The 18,916-nt window shown below is 69.0% G+C and carries 9 protein-coding genes; 5 read left to right on the plus strand and 4 right to left on the minus strand.

Annotation, left to right across the window (positions count from 1 at the left end):
• The first annotated feature begins 7 nt into the window (after positions 1-7).
• Positions 8-6,970 carry an amino acid adenylation domain-containing protein gene (locus ACN469_RS15780; RefSeq protein ID WP_498768796.1) on the plus strand — a complete coding sequence of 2,321 codons (6,963 nt, stop codon included), beginning with the start codon at positions 8-10 and terminating at the stop codon, positions 6,968-6,970.
• A gap of 7 nt (positions 6,971-6,977) precedes the next feature.
• Here the strand turns inward: ACN469_RS15780 and ACN469_RS15785 are convergent, their stop codons facing one another.
• Complete coding sequence (locus ACN469_RS15785) at positions 6,978-8,234, minus strand: MFS transporter (RefSeq protein ID WP_498768712.1); 1,257 nt, start codon at positions 8,232-8,234, stop codon at positions 6,978-6,980.
• 218 nt (positions 8,235-8,452) lie between these two features.
• Between ACN469_RS15785 and lysW the strand changes: the two genes are divergently transcribed.
• Together lysW and ACN469_RS15795 are read left to right on the plus strand one after the other, a co-directional pair.
• The gene (lysW, locus tag ACN469_RS15790) at positions 8,453-8,650 is read left to right on the plus strand and encodes a lysine biosynthesis protein LysW (protein WP_498768714.1); all 198 of its coding nucleotides are present in this window, start codon (positions 8,453-8,455) and stop codon (positions 8,648-8,650) included.
• A 13-nt stretch (positions 8,651-8,663) separates the two neighbouring features.
• A complete protein-coding gene (locus tag ACN469_RS15795; protein WP_498768716.1) occupies positions 8,664-9,527 on the plus strand; it encodes a family 3 encapsulin nanocompartment shell protein in 864 nt (287 codons plus the stop codon).
• An 81-nt stretch (positions 9,528-9,608) separates the two neighbouring features.
• Here the strand turns inward: ACN469_RS15795 and ACN469_RS15800 are convergent, their stop codons facing one another.
• On the minus strand, positions 9,609-10,577 hold the full coding sequence (locus tag ACN469_RS15800) for a class I SAM-dependent methyltransferase (RefSeq protein ID WP_498768717.1): 969 nt from the start codon (positions 10,575-10,577) through the stop codon (positions 9,609-9,611).
• Between the two features lie 135 nt (positions 10,578-10,712).
• Positions 10,713-11,834, minus strand: a complete 1,122-nt coding sequence (locus tag ACN469_RS15805; RefSeq protein ID WP_498768718.1) for a hypothetical protein — start codon at positions 11,832-11,834, stop codon at positions 10,713-10,715.
• A gap of 322 nt (positions 11,835-12,156) precedes the next feature.
• Here ACN469_RS15805 and ACN469_RS15810 point away from each other — a divergent pair, with 322 nt between their 5' ends.
• On the plus strand, positions 12,157-15,255 hold the full coding sequence (locus ACN469_RS15810; RefSeq protein ID WP_498768720.1) for an amino acid adenylation domain-containing protein: 3,099 nt from the start codon (positions 12,157-12,159) through the stop codon (positions 15,253-15,255).
• Positions 15,256-15,377: 122 nt separating this feature from the next.
• Entirely contained in the window at positions 15,378-17,399 is a 2,022-nt protein-coding gene (gene roxA / locus ACN469_RS15815) for a rubber dioxygenase RoxA (protein WP_498768722.1), read from the plus strand.
• An 89-nt stretch (positions 17,400-17,488) separates the two neighbouring features.
• Here roxA and ACN469_RS15820 read toward each other — a convergent pair whose 3' ends face one another.
• Complete coding sequence (locus ACN469_RS15820) at positions 17,489-18,895, minus strand: aldehyde dehydrogenase family protein (protein ID WP_498768724.1); 1,407 nt, start codon at positions 18,893-18,895, stop codon at positions 17,489-17,491.
• Between the last annotated feature and the right edge of the window lie 21 nt (positions 18,896-18,916).

Below are 18,916 nucleotides of genomic sequence, written 5' to 3' on the forward strand. Positions count from 1 at the left end.
CGAGTCGCTGCGGACGACCTTCGATGAAGTGGACGGCGGGCCGGTGCAGCGCATCCACGAGGAGGTGGAGTTCGCGCTGTCGGTGGAGGTGGTGGCGGAAGGGGAGGTGCTGGCGCGCGTGGAGGAAGAAGCGCGAAGGCCGTTCGACCTGGCGCGAGGTCCGCTGCTGAAGGCGTCGGTGTTGAGGGTCGGTGAAGAGGAACACGTGTTGGTGTGGGTGGTGCACCACATCGTGTTCGACGGGTGGTCGGTAGGAGTGCTGGAGCGGGAGCTGAGCGAGGCGTACGCGGCGAGGGTGAGCGGTGATGCGTCGGAGCGACCTGTCCTGGAGGTGCAGTACGCCGACTACGCGAGATGGCAGCGAGAGTGGCTGAAAGGGGAGGTGCTGGAGAAGCAGTTGGCGTGGTGGAAGCAGGAGCTGGCGGGAGCACCGCTGGTGTTGGAGCTGCCGACGGACCGGGCGCGTCCCGCGGTGCGGACCTACCGCGGGGCCCTGAAGCGGGTGGCGCTGCCAGCCGGCTTGGAAGGGCAGCTGCGTGAGCTGAGCCGCAAGGAAGGGGTGACGCTGTACATGACGCTGCTGGCGGGGTTCCAGGCCCTGCTGGCGCGCTACAGCGGGCAGACGGACGTGGTGGTGGGCACGCCCATCTCCGGACGGAACTGGAGGCAGGTGGAGGCGCTGGTCGGGTTCTTCGTGAACACGCTGGTGCTGAGGACCGCGACGGAGGGAGCGAGCTTCCAGGAGCTTCTGCGGCGCGTGAGGCGCGCATGCCTGGGGGCCTTCGCGCATCAGGACCTTCCGTTCGAGCAGCTGGTGGACGCGCTCCAGCCGAGTCGGGACTTGAGTCGCTCGCCGCTCTTCCAGGTCATGTTCGTCATGCCGGGCACGCTGTCGCCGCTCGACCTGGACGGGGTTCGGGTGGAGGAGCTCGACTTCGAGCCCGGGGTGTCGAAGTTCGACCTGACGCTGTTCGCGTGGGAGACGCCGCGCGGGTTGGTCACGTACTGGGAATACAACACGGACCTCTTCGACGAGGAGACGGTGTCGCGGATGGCGGGGCACTACGGCCGGTTGTTGAGCGCGGCGGTGGCCTCCTCGGAGCGACAGGTCTCGGAGCTTCCGCTGCTCGGGGACGTCGAGCGACAGCGCTTGCTCGTCGACTGGGGCGCTCGTCAGGACTCCACCTATGTGCCGGGGCTGATGCACCGCTGGGTGGAGGCGCAGGTCGCGCGGACTCCTCACGCGGAGGCCGTCTCTGACGGCACGCGCTCGCTGACCTATGCGGAGCTCGACGCGCGCGCGAACCAGCTCGCCCACCAGCTGGTGGCGCTGGGAGTTCCGCCCAACGGCTCCGTGGGCTTGTGTCTGGACCGGGGGAGCCTGGAGATGCCCGTGGCAGTGCTCGCGACCTTGAAAGCGGGCGCGGCCTTCCTTCCGCTGGACCCGACCTGGCCCGTCGAGCGACTGGCGCTGATGCTGGAGGACACGTGCGCGCCCGTGGTGCTGGCGCAGTCGCACCTCGTCGCCGCGTTGCCTCCTGGCACGGGTGCTCGACTGGTGTGTCTGGAGGATGAGGCCCCCGCCATCGCCCGGCATCCCACGACCTCTCCCGCCGTCGACGTCTCTCCGGAGACGCATTGCTACTTCGTCTACACCTCGGGCAGCACGGGCCGGCCCAAGGGCATCGTCATGTCCCACCGCGCGGTGGGCAACATGCTCTGGTGGCTGCTGCGGCGCACGGTGAAGCCGGATGCCACCACGCTCCAGTTCGCTTCGCTCAACTTCGATGTCTCCTTCCAGGAGCTGTTCGGCACGTGGTGTCTGGGCGGGCGCGTCCTGCTCATCACCCCCGAGCTGCGCAGGGACCCCACCGCCATGCTGCGGTACATGGTGCGGCACCGGGTAGAGCGTCTGTACCTGCCCTTCGTCGCGCTCCAGGCCGTGTGTGACGCGGCCGGCGCGGAGGACGTGCTGCCGCCGCTGACGGAGGTGGTGACGGCGGGCGAGCAACTGCAGGTGACTCCGGCGCTGGTGGCCTTCTTCGAGCGGCTCCCGGGCTGCGTGCTGGAGAATCAATACGGCCCATCGGAGGCGCACGTCGTCACGGCCTGGAGGGCCTCCGGTCCGCCGTCGTCGTGGCCCGCGTTGCCTCCCGTGGGCGCGCCCATCACCAACGTGCGGCTCTACGTGCTGGACTCGAAGGGCGAGCCTTGCCCCATAGGCGTCCCAGGGGAAGTGGGCGTCGCGGGCGCCAGCCTCGCGCATGGGTACCATGGTCGACCGGACCTCACCGCGGACCGCTTCGTCCCGGACACGCTCGGCGTCATGCCCGGTGAGCGCTACTACCGAACGGGGGACAGGGCCCGCTGGCTCGCGGATGGGAACGTGGAGTTCCTCGGCCGCCTGGATGGGCAGGTGAAGCTGCGCGGGTTCCGCATCGAGCTGGGCGAAGTGGAGGTGGTGCTGCGAGCCCTCCCCGGCGTGCGAGACGCGGTGGCCGTCGTCCGCGAGGACGTGGCAGGAGATCGTCGGCTCGTGGGCTATGTCGTCTTCCAGGAGGGTCAGCGACTGTCGCCCTCGGAGCTGCGCGCTCGACTGCAAACCCGGCTGCCCGAGTACATGGTGCCCTCGGCCTTCGTGTCGCTGCCCACGCTCCCGTTGGCGCCCACGGGAAAGGTGGACCGCAAGGCCCTGCCCGTGCCGCGCGCGGAGGAGGCTCGGGGTGGCCACGTAGCGCCGCGCACCGCGATGGAGCGGGTGGTCGCGGAGGTCTTCGGTCCCCTGCTCGGGCTGGAGCGCGTGAGCGTCGAAGCCCACTTCTTCGAGCTGGGAGGGCACTCGCTGCTCGCGACGCAGGCGGTGTCGCGCTTGAAGGAGGTCATCGGTCGCGAGCTTCCGGTCCGGGTGCTGTTCGAGTCCCCCACGGTGGCGCAGTTGGCGGAGCACCTGGAGGACGTGCTCGAGGATGCCAGGTGCGCGACGCCACCGCCGCTGGTGCGCGGGCCCCCGAGTGCCGTGGCGGAGCAGTCCTTCGCGCAGCAGCGACTGTGGTTCCTCTCCCAGCTCGATGCCGAGGGGTTCTCCTACAACATGCCCTTCGCGGTGAGGCTGAAGGGGCCGCTGCACGTGAAGGCGCTGGAGAGCGCGTTCCACGAAGTGGCGCGCAGGCACGAGTCGCTGCGGACGACCTTCGGTGGAGTGGACGGCAGGCCGGTGCAGCGCATCCACGAGACGGTGGAGTTCGAGCTGCGTGTGGAGGAGGTGGCTGAGGGCGACGTGCTGGCTCGCGTGGAGGAAGAGGCGCGAAGGCCGTTCGACCTGGAGCGCGGACCGCTGCTGAGGGGGAAGGTGCTGAGGGTGGGGGAGGAGGAGCACGTGCTGGTGTGGGTGGTGCACCACATCGTGTTCGACGGCTGGTCGGTAGGAGTGCTGGAGCGGGAACTGGGCGAGGCGTACGCGGCGAAGGTGAGCGGAGAGGCGGTCGACGAGCGACGCACGGAGATTCGGTACGCGGACTACGCGAAATGGCAGCGGGAGTGGTTGAAGGGGGATGCGCTGGCGAAGCAGTCGGCGTGGTGGAAGCAGCAGCTCGCGGGTGCGCCGCCCGTGTTGGAGCTGCCCACCGACAGGCCACGGCCCGTCATGCAGTCGTTCAACGGCGGTCACCTGGCGGTGCGGCTTCCTCCAGAGCTGGCCGGTGCGCTGCGCGAGCTGAGCCGCAAGGAAGGGGTGACGCTGTACATGACGCTGCTGGCGGGGTTCCAGGCCCTGCTGGCGCGCTACAGCGGACAGTCGGACGTGGTGGTGGGCACCCCCATCTCCGGACGGAACTGGAGGCAGGTGGAGGCGCTGGTCGGGTTCTTCGTGAACACGCTGGTGGTGAGGACGGAGACGGAAGGCGCGAGCTTCCGGGAGCTGCTGCGGCGGGTGAGGCGCGCGTGCCTGGGGGCCTTCGCGCATCAGGACCTTCCGTTCGAGCAGCTGGTGGACGCGCTCCAGCCGAGCCGGGACTTGAGTCGCTCGCCACTCTTCCAGGTCATGTTCGTCATGCCTGGGCCCACGGCGCCGTTGTCGCTCTCCGGCCTCGGAGTGGAGGAGGTGTCCTTCGAGCCGGGGATGGCGAAGTTCGACCTCACCCTCTTCGTGCGCGAGCTGCCTCAGTCGCTCGTCACGTACTGGGAATACAACACGGACCTCTTCGACGAGGAGACGGTGTCGCGGATGGCGGGGCACTACACGCGGCTGCTCCAGGCCGCGCTCTCCCAGCCTGGACAAGACGTGGCGTCGCTGCCGCTGCTGGGAGAGGCGGAGCGGCGTCGTCTGTTGGTGGAGTGGAATGCCACCGAGGCGCCTCGCTCCTCGGCGCCCTGCGTGAGTGCGCTCTTCGAGGCGCAGGCCGCGCGTACTCCCGAGGCCATCGCTGTCCGCTTCGGAGAACAGACGCTCACCTATGGCGAGCTGAACCAGCGGGCGAACCGGCTCGCGCGTTTTCTCCGCCGTGGCGGCGTGGGCCCCGATGTCCCGGTGGCGCTGTGTGTCCGCCGCTCGCTCGACCTGGCCGTGGGCGTGCTGGGCGTCCTCAAGGCGGGCGGTGCTTACGTCCCGTTGGATCCCGCCTATCCGCGTGAACGCCTGGAGTGGATGCTCCGTTCGTCGGGGGCGTCGTGGCTGCTCACGCAGTCCTCGCTCGCGGGTGTCTTGCCGGAGGGAATCGCGCGCGGGCTCGACCTCGACACGGAGACGGCCCGCTTCGCGGAGGAGCGCTCGTCGGACCTGGAGCCGGTGGCGAGACCGGAGTCGCTCGCGTATGTCATCTACACGTCGGGCTCCACCGGCACGCCCAAGGGCGTGGCCATGCCGCACGGGCCGTTGCTCAACCTCGTGCAGTGGCAGCTCGGTGCCTCCCTTCAGCCGAAGGCTCGGACGCTCCAGTTCTCCCCGCTGAGCTTCGACGTGAGCTTCCAGGAGCTGTTCTCCACCTGGGCCGCGGGCGGCGAGCTGGTGCTCATCTCCGAGGAGCTGCGCCTCGACGCGCATGCCCTGCTGGAGCTGATGGACCGGTGTGAAGTGGAGCGCTTGTTCCTGCCGTTCGTCGCGCTCCAGAATCTGGCGGAGGTGGCGGACCGCGAGGACTTCGCGCCGCGACGACTCCGCGAGCTGGTGACGGCGGGCGAGCAGCTTCGGGTGACTCCCGCGCTGCGACGCTTCGCGCGGCGGTTGCCCGGCTGCGTCCTGCACAATCACTACGGCCCCACGGAGTCGCACGTCGTGACGGCCCACACGCTGGCGGGGGACCCCGAGTCGTGGCCGGACTTGCCCTCCATCGGACGGCCCATCGCGAATGCCCGTGTTCACCTGCTGGACTCGCGACTGGCACCTGTTCCGCTCGGTGTCCCGGGGGAGCTGTATCTCGGAGGTGACGTGCTGGCGCGTGGCTACCTCCACCGTCCGGACCTGACGTTGGAGCGCTTCGTGCCGGACCCGCTCGACCTCTCGCCCGGAGCGCGCCTGTACCGCACGGGTGACTTCGCGCGGTATCGACCGGACGGGACGCTCGAGTTCCTGGGGCGGCGCGATGCGCAGGTGAAGGTCCGGGGCTATCGCATCGAGCTGGCGGAGATAGAGGCCGTGCTCGCGCGGCACCCGGCGCTGCAGGACTGCGTGGTGGAGGCTCGCGCGGATGGCTTGGGGCTCACGCGTCTGGTGGCCTACGTCGTGGGCGGGGAGGGTGGTCCGCCCGAATCTCCTGAGCTGCGGAGCTTCCTCAAGCAGCGACTGCCTGAGTACATGGTGCCCGGCCTCTTCGTGGCGCTGGAGTCGCTGCCGCTCACGCCCAGTGGGAAGGTGAATCGCCGTGCGCTGCCTGCTCCGGAGGGAGAGGTGACCGCGCGCTCGGTGGAGCGTGTTCCTCCGCGAACCTCGCTGGAGCTTCAGCTCGTCCGTGCCTGGGAGGAGACGCTGGGCCTGCACCCCGTGGGCATTCGCGAGGACTTCTTCGAGCTGGGCGGGCACTCGCTCCTGGCTGTGCGGTTGCTCGGGCGGATTCGCGAGCTGACGGGGCGCTCGCTCCCGGTGTCGACCCTGTTCCAGGGCGCGACGGTGGAGCGCATCGCGAGCGTGTTGCAGCAGGCGCTGGGGCCATCGTCGTCGCTGGTGGAGCTGCGGAGCGGAAGGGCGAAGCGGCCTTTCTTCTGCATCCACCCCGTGGGTGGGACGGTGCTCGCCTATGCGGAGCTCGCGCACCTGCTGGGCGCCGACCAGCCCTTCTATGGGTTGCAGTCTCCTGGGCTCGACGGTGAGGTGGCACCGCACGACAGCGTGGAGGCGCTGGCTGCGCACCACCTGCGCGCCATTCGCACCGTGCAGCCCCGAGGGCCCTACCTGCTGGGAGGGTGGTCCCTGGGTGGCACGCTCGCCTACGAGATGGCGCAGCAACTCCAGGAGCAAGGCGAGCAGGTGGACCTGCTGGTGCTCATCGACACCTATGCGCGGGCCCACCCAGGAGGAGTGGTGGACCGCGAGTGGCTGGAGCCCGCGAGGTTGGGCGCGCTCTTCTTCAGGGACCTGCTGCGAGCGGCGGGCGCGGACCTGCCGTGCTCCGAGGAGGCGCTCTCACGACTCTCGCCAGAGGAAGCGCTGCGCCTCCTGGAGACAGCGGGGCGTCAGGCCGCGGCCCTGCCCGAGTCGGGCCTCACGGCGCTGCGCCAGGTGTTCGAGGCCAACCTCCGGGCCGCGTGGCGCTATGTGCCGCGTCCCTCCTCGGGAGCGTTGCTCTCCATCGAGTCGAGCGAGTCGCCCCGGGCTCACGAGTGGGAGCTGCTGGCGAGGGGCGGCGTGGAGGTCCACACGCTTCCCGGAGACCACTACGCGCTGTTGCGACTTCCGGGCGTCCAGCAGCTCGCCGCGCTGCTCCGCGACGCGCTGGCGCGAGCCCATGCGAAGGCCTGGCCTCGGAGCGTGTCCGCATGAGCCGCGCTCACGCGGACGGAGGAGGCAATCGCGCCTCCAGCGAAGCGAGCCGGCCCGGCAGCAGCACGCGCACGCTCAGCGCCAGCGCGAAGAACAGCAGCGCCGCGAACGCGGTGACGGCGCGCAGTCCCAGCCGGTCCCCGAGCGCCCCCTGCAACCACACGCCGCCGGAGTACCCCAGGTTGAGGACCAGGTTGAACAGGCCGCTCACGCGCACTTGCAGCTCCGCGCTGGCCCGCCCCTGGCACAACGTCCTCAGTCCTCCCACGGCGAGCAGGTACAGCGCGCCGAGCACGAAGAGGAACGCCCCCGCCATGGGCACGTTCGGAGAGAGCCAGTACGCGGCGGCCACCGGTCCCAGCAAGAGCATCGTCCGCTCCAGCAGCAATCCTCGCCCCCAGCGCTCGGCCAGCGTCCCCGCCAGCACGGCGGCCGTGACAGCGCCCACGCCCTGCGCCGTGGTGAGCAGCGACGCGGTGGCGGCGTCGCCGTGGAGCACCCGCAGCGCGAGCACCGGCACCAGCGCGATGAAGGGCGAGATGAGCACGGCCACACCCAGCGTGCCGCCCAGCGCCGCGGCGATGCCCACGTCCTCACGCGCCGCGAGCAATCCGCGCTTCACACCGCTCCACAGCCCTTCACCGGGTCTCGGATTCCCGCGAGGCACCGGCCCCATCCAGGCCAACGCCATCAGCACGGCCAGGAAGGAGGCCGTGTTGAACACGAAGGCCCACGCCACCCCACCTCGCGTGAGCACCAGCGCAGCGAGCGCAGGGCCGAAGATGCGCCCCAGGTTGGCCTGCGCCAGATCCAGGCTGAGGCCACTGTGAAGCTGCTCGGACGGAAGTATCACCGCTGTCATCGCCGAGAAGACCGGCAGGGTCAGCGCGCTCATGCACCCATGCAGGACGCAGAGGATGGCCAGGGGCGTCAGCGTGAGCCGCCCCGTGGCCGCCAGCACCGCGAGCGCTCCGGCAATCACCGCCTGACCCAGCGTGCATGCCGCCAGATAGGCCCGCCGGTCGAACCGGTCCGCCAGCGTTCCCGCAAGTGGGACGAGCACGATGGAGGGCAGGAACGCCAGCGCGGTGATGCGGCCCATCCACTCCGCGCGCCCCGTCGTCTCCGTCACGTAGATGCCGAGAGCGACCAGCTCCATCCACGTCCCCAACGTGGAGATGAGCCCGCCCCACCAGACCTTCACGTAGGCCGGATGACCGAAGGCACGAAACGACGGATGACTCGAAAGTCGCCGAATGGACATGGGACGTCGCGACAGTGGAGCACAAAAATCGCTCGTGCCGAGACAGCTGAGAAATGCCGCCTTGCTGCACTCGCGTGCCTTTCCTGGCGTGTCTTGACGAGGGCGGAGAAGGCTCCCAGACTGCACGCGCCTGGGACTCAGGGAGGGCGTGAAACATCACGCCTCGTGTCCCTGTTGCCGTCAGCGGAAGCGACGGCGGTTGGAAGAGGAGCAAGGGCATGCATGCACTGACGAAGCAGTCGGAAGCGACCGGGCAGGCTCTGTGCCCCACGTGTTCTCAGCCCATCGATGGCGAGGGCCGTGTGCAGGGCGAGGTTCTCACGTGCACGGGCTGTGACGGAGAGCTGGAGGTGGTGGGCCTCAACCCGCTGCGGCTCGAAGAGGCACCCGAGGTAGAGGAGGACTGGGGCGAGTAGGCCCTGGATCGACATGAGCACGAACGAGACAGTGGAGCAGCCCGTCCTCTCGCCCGGAAGGGTCTTCGCCCAGGCGGTCGCCACGCAAGGCGCGAAGGCCTCGGTGGATTTCCCGCACACCATCACCGAGGCGTTCCCGGGCTTCAAGCGACGTCCGCGCATCGCGGTGCGCGGCCTCTTCAAGGTCGCGAAGGCGGACGGTGCCAAGGTGAAGTACTGGCACGAGACACCGCCGAAGACAGCGCCGACGGTGGTGGTGGAGGACGTGGGCCTGCGGCCCGAGGCCGCGTTCGAGTTCCACACGGACCTCGCGACGCTCAAGCCGACGACGGCCTGGATTCAAGTGCCCCCGGCGTTGCTCGATGACCCGGAGACGCTGGCGACCTTCATCGACTTCCGGCTGCTGGTGCGCCTGTGCACCGCGGAGAACCAAGCGCTCGCGCGCGGACGCGGAGGAGAGCGCGTGCGCGGACTCCTGGAGACGCCAGGGATTGCCCGCCTGCCAGCGCTCGCGGACCCTGTCTCGTCACTGCTCGCCGCGTGTGACCGCGTGGAGCAGATGGGCGGCAGCGCCGATGGCATCCTCGTCAACCCGGCGGACTACTACCGGTACTTCGTGGGACGCGGCGGACTGCTGGCCGACCTCACGAGCATGGGCGTGCGCATCGCCCGCGCGCGCATGGCGGACCCGGGGCAGGTCATCGTCGGGGACTTCACCGCGGCGGCGACCATCTTCGACAGTGGTCGCTCCTCCATCCGCTTCGCGGAGGCGCCTCCGGGCATCTTCCCGCGCGAGGGCCTGGCGGTGTGTGGTGAGATCCACACGGCGCTCGTCGTCCACCTGCCGACGCACTTCTACGTCGCCTCGCTCGTCTGACGAGCGCGGGGCCGGAAGCGCGGCCACGCCCCACCGTCCGGAGTCACTTCCTTCCGGACGGCGGGTGCCGGCGTGCTCGGCTCAGGGCTTCTCCGCGTAGACCACCGCGTACTCATCGCAGTTGAACAGCGTCAGCCACTGGAGCTGCTCGAACTCCATCTGCCGCGCGCGCCGCACGTCCTCGCGCACCTTGGCGACGGTGACGCTGCCGGGCTGTCGCTCGGCGGCCGTCATGCCTCGCAGCGCGGCCAGCGCGGTGTTGACGGCTGGATAGACATCCGAGGCGATGGACTCCAGCCGGGCCTGCTGGAAGCCCGCTTGGTTCAGCTCGGAGATGTAGCGCTGGGTCGTCCAGACGTTGGCCTCGGGAAAGGCAATCCGGCCCCGCCAGTAGCGGTGACGCAGGCGGCGGCGCAGCCCCGTACCCGTCTCGCGGTCCGTCTTCTGGCACATGTCCGCCATGACCAGGCGCCCGCCCGGGCGCAGCACCCGGAACGCCTCGCGCAGGAAGTCGCCCCGCGTCCGGAAGTGCATCGCGGACTCCAGGGCGAAGACGACGTCGAACTCACCCGCGCCGAAGGGGAGCTGTGTCGCCGAGCCCAGCTCCAGCTTCACGACACTGTCCAACCCCGTGAGCCGCACGCGCTCCCGGCCGATGTGGACCTGCTTGGGCGTGACGTTGACGCCGACGATGCGCGCGGGGCGATAAGCCTCCGCCCAGAGGATGTCCTGGTCCGCATAGCCGAAGCCGCAGTCCAGCACCGCGTCGCGCTCGCCCAGCTTCGCCGTCCGCGCCAGCAGGTGCGCCAGCTGCGCCTGCGCCGCCATGAACAGCTCACCCACACGCTCGCAGTTCGTCTCGTCTACCCGCTCCACGTCCCGCCAGTAGCCCAGGTTGATCCAGAAGGGCTCCCGTCCAGTGCTGACGCGAATCTCTTGCGGTGTTGGAAGCCCAGTCACCCAGGCGCCCGTCTCGTTCGTGTAGAAGCGCTCCGGGTCCGCCAGCACCGCGCTCTTGAGCTGCCTTGCGACCTGCATGACGTTGAACATCGCGAGCCTCCCAGACAGCGATGTTGGCATTATGGCGCGGAATGCAGGGATTGAGGAGCTGTCAGGACACATAAAGGTCAAAGGCAAGCGTGGGGACAGGTCTGGCAAGGTGGGAGGAATTGACGCCCCGCGCGCTCACGTGGGGCCCAGTGGGTCTCCGGAAGGGCCGCCCCGGGCGCGCAGTCCCGGGCCCAGCTCGAAGATGAGGCCGAACTGGACCAGGCTCACCGGCTCCAGGAAGAGGATGTTGAGGTAGTCCTGCCCATGCACGTACCGGACGAACGCACCGAAGCCCGCGCCCCAGCGGGGGAGGGCGGCGGCCTCCACGTTGAAGGTCCACCGCTGCGAAGGCGTCTCTCCGAAGGGGCCGTTGACGTTGCCCTCAACCCGGAAGCGGTGCTCGAACCACTGCCGCTCCACCAGGAGGCCGAAGCCGACATGCCCGTCGCCGTAGACTTCGCGCATCTCCGGGGTGATGCCGCCGAAGGCGAGTGAGGAGTTGCGCTCGATGAAGGCCCCCACGCCGAAGCTCCAGGAGGAGCGCCGGGGCAGGTCGATGTTCTCGACGAGCCGGAACTGGGCCTCCAGCCGGATGAAGTTGGTGGAGAAGTCGCCGCTCGTCTCATTGAGCGGCAGCTCTCCCTCGACGGACGCGCAGCCGCCCTCGGCCTCGCTCTGGTTGGCGTAGAAGCACCCCGCCTGACCATTGGAGTAGTGGCCCACCGAGACGTTGATGAGCGACAGCGCGAGGCGTCTGGGTTTGCCCTGGTCATCCAGCCAGGGCTTCCACAGGTGCGCCGCCTGGAGCGTCAGCTTGGGCATGAAGGACGGCGGAATGACGGGGCTGGACTCCTGCGCCAGCATGCGCAGCCGGATGTTCGGCGTCACCACCGCGCTCAGGATGTACTCACCCAGCGTGGGCGTGGCGTGGCCGATGTGGAGCTGCGGCAGGAAGAGATTGGGCGCGACCTGGGCCTCGAACACCAGGTGCGAGGGCTCCGGGTCTCCCACCCGACGGATGCGGTTGGGCGAGAAGAAGACGTAGGAGCGGTCCAGCCCGACGTTGAAGGGCGCGTCCAGCTCGAAGCGCGAGCCCGCCTCCGCCCCAGGCGCCAGGCCCAGGAGGACGAGCAGCCAGACCCAGGGGCGCCATGGCCGGATGCTTCCGGGGGACGCAAGCCTCGCGTCGTCCGCGCTCCGGGAGGACCGCGTTTGCCGCGAGGGGACAGGGGGCGAGGAGCGAGCGTCGAGGTGCACGGAGGTCTTCCCCGGTGAAGGGGCGGTGTGGCCTCCTTGATACGACGGTTCGCAGATAGTCCGCAATACGGAATATCTTAATAGCGGATGATGTCCGCTCCCACCCGGCGTGTGAGGCGCTGGCCTGAGCGTGCGCGCCGACCGCGAAGCCCGTGGACGTGGGTGGCCCGCAGCAGGGCGCGCATGCGGGGCCCGCCCCGCACGGATTGATGATTGGGATTGGTTTGAAATGGAGAGTTGAGAGTGTTTGTTTGTTAATCTATCTCACGCGCCCTGGGTGGCGTGCGTGGGTGTGGTTGTCTTTCTTCCTGGAGAAATCCTCATGTCCGGAAATGCAGCGGTGGTGCACGGTGAGAAGTCGCCTCATGGTGCGGCGTATTCGCGAGACGCAGGGCTGGCTGACTTGTGGGGGGCGCAGGTTCGCGCCCGGCCGTCGGCGATGGCCATTCACTGGGGAGTCAAGCGCGTCACGTATGCGGAGTTGGACAGGCGCGCGAATCGTCTGGCGAACGCGCTCCAGGAGCTGGGCGTCGGCGAAGAGACGCCTGTCGCCGTCGGGATGAAGCGCGGCCTCGAGGCGCTCGTCGCGCACGTGGCCATCGCCAAGCTGGGCGCGACGTGTGTGCCGCTCGACTTGCAGCACCCGCCGGAGCGAATCGCCTTCATCCTGGAGGACTGTGGCGCCACCGTGCTCCTCACCGAGACGGTGACGGAGGAGGCCCGGTGCGCGAGCGGCGCGGCGGCGCGGCTGTGCCTGGAGCGCGACGGCGCGCGGGTGTCGAGCCATCCGGAGTCTTTCGAGTCGCTGAGGGGCGGCGCGGAGCGGCGGGTGTATGTCCTCTACACCTCGGGAACCACGGGGCGCCCCAAGGGCATCGAGATTCTCGCGCGAGGCATCCACCGGCTCGTGCTCGACACCGACTACGTGAGCTTCGGGCCCGAGGACCGGGTCGCGCAGGTCACCAACCACTCGTTCGACCTGGCGCTGTTCGAAATCTGGGGCGCGCTGCTCAACGGCGCATCACTCGTGGTGCTGTCCAGGGCGAGCGTGCTGGATGCCGCCGCGTTCCGGGATGCGGTGCGGGACACCGGAGTCACGGTGTTGGACATCTCGACGGCGCTGTTCAACATGATTGCCCAGGCGTGCCCGGATGCGTTCCGGGGCCTTCGTTACGTGGTGATAGGCGGAGAGCGCGCGAACCCCCGACTCTGCCGCGCGGTGCTGGAGTGCGCGCCGCCTGGCCGCCTCATCAACGGCTACGGCCCCACCGAGTCCACGACGTATGCGACGGCGCATGAAGTGCGACTGAAGGACGTGCTCAGCGGCGCCATTCCCATCGGTCGCCCCATCCGGGGCACGGACGTCTTCATCCTGGACGAGGGCCTGCTTCCCGTGGCGAAGGGACAGGTGGGGGAGCTGTGCATCTCCGGGCTGGGCCTGGCGCGAGGCTATGTGAACCGCCCGGAGCTGACGGCCGAGCGCTTTCCGGTCGTCTCCGGCCTGGTGCCCGGGGACGACGTGCGCGTCTACCGCACGGGAGACCTGGCGCGCTGGAACGAGGACGGCACGCTCGACTTCCTGGGGCGGGCCGACTTCCAGGTGAAGATTCGCGGGCATCGCATCGAGCTCGAAGAGGTCTCCAGGTCGCTGCTGGAGAGTGGCCTTCTCTGGGACGCGGTGGTGACGCTCCAGGAGCGCGAGGACGGGGAGAAGTCGCTGGCGGCGTTCGTGGTGCCCAAGGAGCCCATGGAGGGACTGGCCGCGAAGCTCCAGGACTTCATGCGCGCGAAGGTTTCCGAGCCGATGGTGCCCTCACGCATCGTCGAGCTGGAGCGGTTGCCGATGACGGTGAACGGCAAGGTGGATCGCGCCGCGCTGCCTCGCGTCGAACCGGCCACGAACACCCAGGTCCGCGCCCTCATCGACGCGGCGCAGGTGGATCCGCTGGAGGCGGGGGTGAGTGCCATCTGGGCCGAGCTGCTCGGAGTGGAGGGCACCTCGCGAGACGATGACTTCCTTCGGCTGGGCGGCAACTCGTTGCTGCTGGGGCGCATGGCGACGCGCCTGCGCGAGCGGTTCGGCGTGGGGCTGTCCGCGTACGCGCTGCACGAGGCGCGCACGCTCGGGGGCTTCGTCGACGGGATGCGCCAGGCGCTCGCGGGAGGAGACCTCCGGCTTCGCGCCGCGGAGGGACCGGAGACGTGGCGCGAGCACGCGCGGCTGCCAGGCGATATCCAGCCGCCCTCGGAGCCTCGGCTCATCAAGCGGCCGCGTCCGCTCCAGGTGATGGAGCATGTCTTCCTGACGGGGGCTACGGGGTTCATGGGCGCCTTCGTGCTCCGGGATTTGCTGCGGATGAGCCGTGCCCAGGTGGACTGCCTGGTTCGCGCGCGGGACGTGGCGACGGGACATGCCCGGCTGCGGCGGAGCCTGGAGAAGTACGGGCTCTGGGAGGAGGGCTTCGCCCCTCGCATCCTCCCGGTGCTCGGAGACCTGGGCACGCCCCGGTTCGGAATGGGAGCGCTGGAGTATCAGGCGCTCGCCGAGCGCTCCGAGGCCCTGTTCCATGTAGGCGCCCACGTGAACTACGTGCAGCCCTACGAGGGCCACATGGCGGCGAACGTGGACGGGACGACGGAGGTGTTGCGGCTCTCCGCGCTCGGTGGCGCGACGCCGGTGCACTACGTCTCCACCATCGCCGTCTTCGGACCCACCGGCTACTTCACCGGCACCCAGGTCCTCCTGGAAGGGGAGGGGCTGGACAGGCACCTCGATGGCCTGCGCTACGACCTGGGCTACGCGGCGAGCAAGTGGGTGGCGGAGCAGCGCGTCTGGGAGGCCGTGAAGCGGGGCCTGCCCGTGAATGTCTACCGCCCGGGTTTCATCATGGGCGACAGCCGCACGGGCGCGGGCAACGCGGATGACTTCGTGGGGCGTCTCATCCGGGGCTGCCTCCAGATTGGCTGCTACCCGGACCTGCCGCGTCAGCGAAAGGAGTTCGTCCCGGTGGACTTCGTCAGTCACGCGCTGCTGGGTATCGCCGCGCGCGAGGGCGCGGCGGGCAAGGCCTATCACCTGGTGCCTCCCACGCCGGGAGACTCGGTGGAGATGAATGACTTCTTCGGCTTGCTGGCCGAGTGCGGTCATCCCTTGTCGCGGGTGCCCTACGACGAATGGGTGGAGCGGCTCATGCGCGACAGCCGCCTGGCGGACAACGCGCTGTGCGCCCTGGTGCCCATGCTCTACGAGCAGGTCTACGGCGGCGGCGCGACACGCTGGGAGGTCTACGAAGGCATGCCCGTGTACGACGCGCGAAACACCTCCGCCGCCATCGCCGGTGCGGGCATCGAGTTCCACAAGCTGGACCGGGTGTTGCTCAGTCGATACCTCGACCACTGGAAGCAGCGCGGCCTGCTCTGAAACCGCGCCCAAACCCTCCAAATCCCGGATTCGCTGACGCGCTGCGTATTGTGCGGCCGCACTCCGGGGCCTAAGTATCGTGCTGTTGTCAGTGTGCCAATAAGAAGTGGAGGGCTGTGCGCATGCGACTGCACCGAAGTCGTCAGTGGGCTTTTTCGAGTTCCTTGCTGCTGGCCCTGGTCGTCACCCGGGCGGAGGCGGCGGATCCGCCGTTGTTGGATTTGACGGCCAACCGCTCTCCGTTCGGGGCGGCGTGCCAGGGGCAGCCGGATTCCACGCTGTTGCCGGTGGACCCCCGAACCCTCGTCGTCCCGGGCGTCAACAAGCCAGGAGCGGCGGTGCAGTTCAACGCGTACTGGGTGGACCTGCACAACCCGCCGCCGCCGTTCGTGACGACGCTGGCGCCGAACCCGAAGAACTGTGGGGAGTTCCGCGCGAGCGTTGCCCGTGGAAAGAAGAACATCGAGACGCGGGCGTACTTCCAGCCCTTCACCACGGCGACCGCGTACTACGGCATGTACACGCTGTGGGGCTATCTGTTCCGCCCCTCGGACTTCGACGAGCAGGTCGTCAAGCGCTACGGGATGATGAAGGCCCCGTTCCGCAATCCCTATCCGATGCCCTGGGAGAACCCCAACCTCTCCAACGGCGGCAGCGGTCAGCTCCCGCTCGGCCTGGTGCAGGAGCGCGACTCCAATGGCCGCTGGACGGGCGCCATCGCCTCCACCTGCTCGGGCTGCCATGACTCGCGGCTGGGCACGGAGTCGGAGGCGGGCTTCGTGTGGGGCCGCTCCAACGACGCGCTGGACGCCGGCCTCATCCAGTCCGACATGTTCCGCTCCACCGTGGTGGGCAACATCTTCCAGATTGCCCCCGTGCCCTGGAGCGTGGGCCGCGGCATGAGCGACGCCATTGGCATCGTCGACCTGCTGCCCGCGCTCTTCGACATGGACTCGCTGGCCATGGTGCCCAGCCTGCTCGAGTATTTCCCCACCCACGCCGGTGGCATGTCCCGCGCCCCCAACTGGTGGTACCGCGCCTTCAAGACGCGCCAGTTCTGGGACGGCGCGCTGACGTCCGACAATGTCCGCTCGGAGATGGCGTTCGCCGTCGCCAACCTGGGGCGCAACGCGGCCGAGCGCCGCGCGCTGACCGCCGAGTTCGAGGACAACGACAACTTCTTCGTCTCGATGTCGCCCCCCGCCTACCCGAAGCCCATCAACACGACGCTCGCCGAGCAGGGCGCGGTCCTCTTCCACGAGCGCGACTTGTGGGCCAATGGCGCCAACGCCACCATTCCCAAGACTCCGGGCAACGGCTCCTGCGCGAGCTGCCACGGCGTCTACTCGCCGCGCTACGCGGCCAACCCCGCGTACCTGCCCGACCCGCGCCTCAAGGGCATCTCCGGCGTCATCACCCCCATCGAGACCATCCGCACGGACCCGGCCCGCAAGGACTTGATGGCGGACGAGCGCAAGCGCCGCGCGTGGAACACGTCCTTCCTCGCCTACAACGACGAGCACCCCAACCACGGCCCCTTCTACGACGACCCCATCTCCAGCGCGCTGCGCCGCGTGCCGCGCGCCGCGTATGACACGGGCATGGGGCCCGTCTACTCGCCGGAAGGGCCGAACGCGTGGATCAAGCCGTTCGGCTACGTGGCCACGCCGCTCTACGGCGCGTGGGCCTCCGCCCCGTACTTCCACAACTCCAGCGTGCCCACCCTCTGGGGCGTGCTGAAGCCGTCGGATCGTCCCAAGGTGTGGAAGCGCCTGCAGACCTCCACCAACAACCTGGGCACCAACGCGGGCTTCGACCCGAGCTTCGCCTCCTACGACTTCAACAAGCTCGGCTGGAAGGTGACGGCGCTGGCGTGCGGAGACCGCCCGGCCAATGACCCCTTCATCCCCTGCAGCCACGAGATGGCCACGCTGGACGTGCTGTTCGCCAACGTCGCGAACATCGTCGCCAACTACAACTCGCTGGGGTACCAGTCGCCGCCGCCCATCAGCCAGAAGCAGATCAACTCCCGCATGATCTTCAACTCGCACCTGTACGGGCTCGGCAACGAGGGCCACGACTTCACCCAGTCGCTCACCGACACCGAGCGCTATGCCCTCATCGAGTACATGAAGACGCTCTGAAAACGACTCACCCGTGACGGGCTCCAAGGCCTGTCACGGGTGGCGGTGAAGCACGGCGGCCTCCGGGAGAATGTCCCCGGGGGCCGTTGCTACATCAGGCGCTTGAAGAGGCCCAGCTTGCCCGTGTACGGCGGGTAGCGCATGGCCAGGTCCAGCAGGAAGGGCCGCTTCACGACGCTCTTCTTGTGGCTGAAGGCATCGAAGCTCGCCTGGCCGTGGTAGCCGCCCAGGCCGGACTCGCCCACGCCGCCGAAGGGCAGGCCCTCCGCCGCGAAGTGGACGCAGACGTCGTTGACCACGGCGCCACCGCTCGACGTCTCCGTGAGGACGCGCTCGTTGATGGCCGAGTCCTTGGCGAAGCTGTAGAGCGCGAGCGGCTTCGGTCGCGAGCGCACGAAGCGGATGGCCTCGTCGATGCTGGGGCAGTCCACCAGCGGGAGGAGGGGGCCGAAGATCTCCTCCTGCATCAGCGGACTGGACAGGGGGACGTCGGTGAGGACGGTGGGCGCGAAGAAGCGTGAGGACGCCTCGCGCTCACCGCCGAAGGCCACCTTGCCGTGCCCCGCGAGCGCGGACACACGCTCGAAGTGCCGGGCGCTGATGATGCGGCCGTAGTCGTTGCTGGTGCGCGCGTCGGCGCCGTAGAAGCCGGTGACGGCCTTCTGGACCAGCGCGGTGAAGCGCTCCTTGAGCTCGGGGGCAATCAGCACGTAGTCCGGCGCGATGCACGTCTGGCCCGCGTTGAGGTACTTGCCCCAGGCGATGCGGCGCGCGGTGACCTCCAGGTCCGCGCTCCGGTCCACGATGCAGGGGCTCTTGCCGCCCAGCTCGAGGATGGTGGGCGTCAGGTGCTTGGCCGCGGCTTCGGCCACCACCCGGCCCACCTGGGTGCCGCCGGTGAAGAAGATGAGGTCCCACCTCTGCGCGAGCAGGGCGCGGCTGGTGTCCGCGTCCCCCTCCACGACGGCCAGGACCTCTTCCGGGAACACCTCGGTCAGCAGCCGGGAGAGCACGCTCGACGTCGCCGGGGCCAGCTCGCTGGGCTTGAGGACCGCGGTGCAGCCCGCGGCGAGCGCCCCGATGAGCGGAGCGATGGACAGCTGATAGGGGTAGTTCCAGGGCGCGATGACCAGCGTCACGCCGAGCGGGTCCGAGTACTGATAGGCCCGCGCCGGCTGGATGACGATGGGCGCCGAGCCCTTGCGTGGCTTCATCCACGACTTCACGTGCTTGAGCGCGTTCTTGATCTCCCCGTAGATGCTGCCGACCTCGGTGAGATACGCCTCCTCCGCGCTCTTGTTCAGGTCCGACTTGAGGGCGGCGAGAATCTCCGCCTCGTACTTGCGCACGGCATGGCCCAGGGTCTCCAACTGCGCCCGCCGCCACTCGAGCGGGAGCGTGACGCGGGACTCGAAGTAGGCACGCTGCTTTTCGACGAGCGCCTTCGCATCGAACGAAGACGGGACGGCGGCGAGGCGGGTGGAACCCTGGGCCATGGGACTTCTCCTTGCGTGAGA

It is taken from the genome of Corallococcus terminator (genome assembly GCF_049194865.1).
In the GTDB taxonomy this organism is placed as follows: domain Bacteria; phylum Myxococcota; class Myxococcia; order Myxococcales; family Myxococcaceae; genus Myxococcus; species Myxococcus terminator_A.

Bases quoted from the DNA above. Each gene is read 5' to 3' on its own strand.
- ACN469_RS15785 (WP_498768712.1), bottom strand. From the start codon at position 8,234: ATGTCCATTCGGCGACTTTCGAGTCATCCGTCGTTTCGTGCCTTCGGT.
- lysW (WP_498768714.1), top strand. From the start codon at position 8,453: ATGCATGCACTGACGAAGCAGTCGGAAGCGACCGGGCAGGCTCTGTGC.
- ACN469_RS15795 (WP_498768716.1), top strand. From the start codon at position 8,664: ATGAGCACGAACGAGACAGTGGAGCAGCCCGTCCTCTCGCCCGGAAGG.
- ACN469_RS15800 (WP_498768717.1), bottom strand. From the start codon at position 10,577: ATGTTCAACGTCATGCAGGTCGCAAGGCAGCTCAAGAGCGCGGTGCTG.
- ACN469_RS15810 (WP_498768720.1), top strand. From the start codon at position 12,157: ATGTCCGGAAATGCAGCGGTGGTGCACGGTGAGAAGTCGCCTCATGGT.
- roxA (WP_498768722.1), top strand. From the start codon at position 15,378: ATGCGACTGCACCGAAGTCGTCAGTGGGCTTTTTCGAGTTCCTTGCTG.
- ACN469_RS15820 (WP_498768724.1), bottom strand. From the start codon at position 18,895: ATGGCCCAGGGTTCCACCCGCCTCGCCGCCGTCCCGTCTTCGTTCGAT.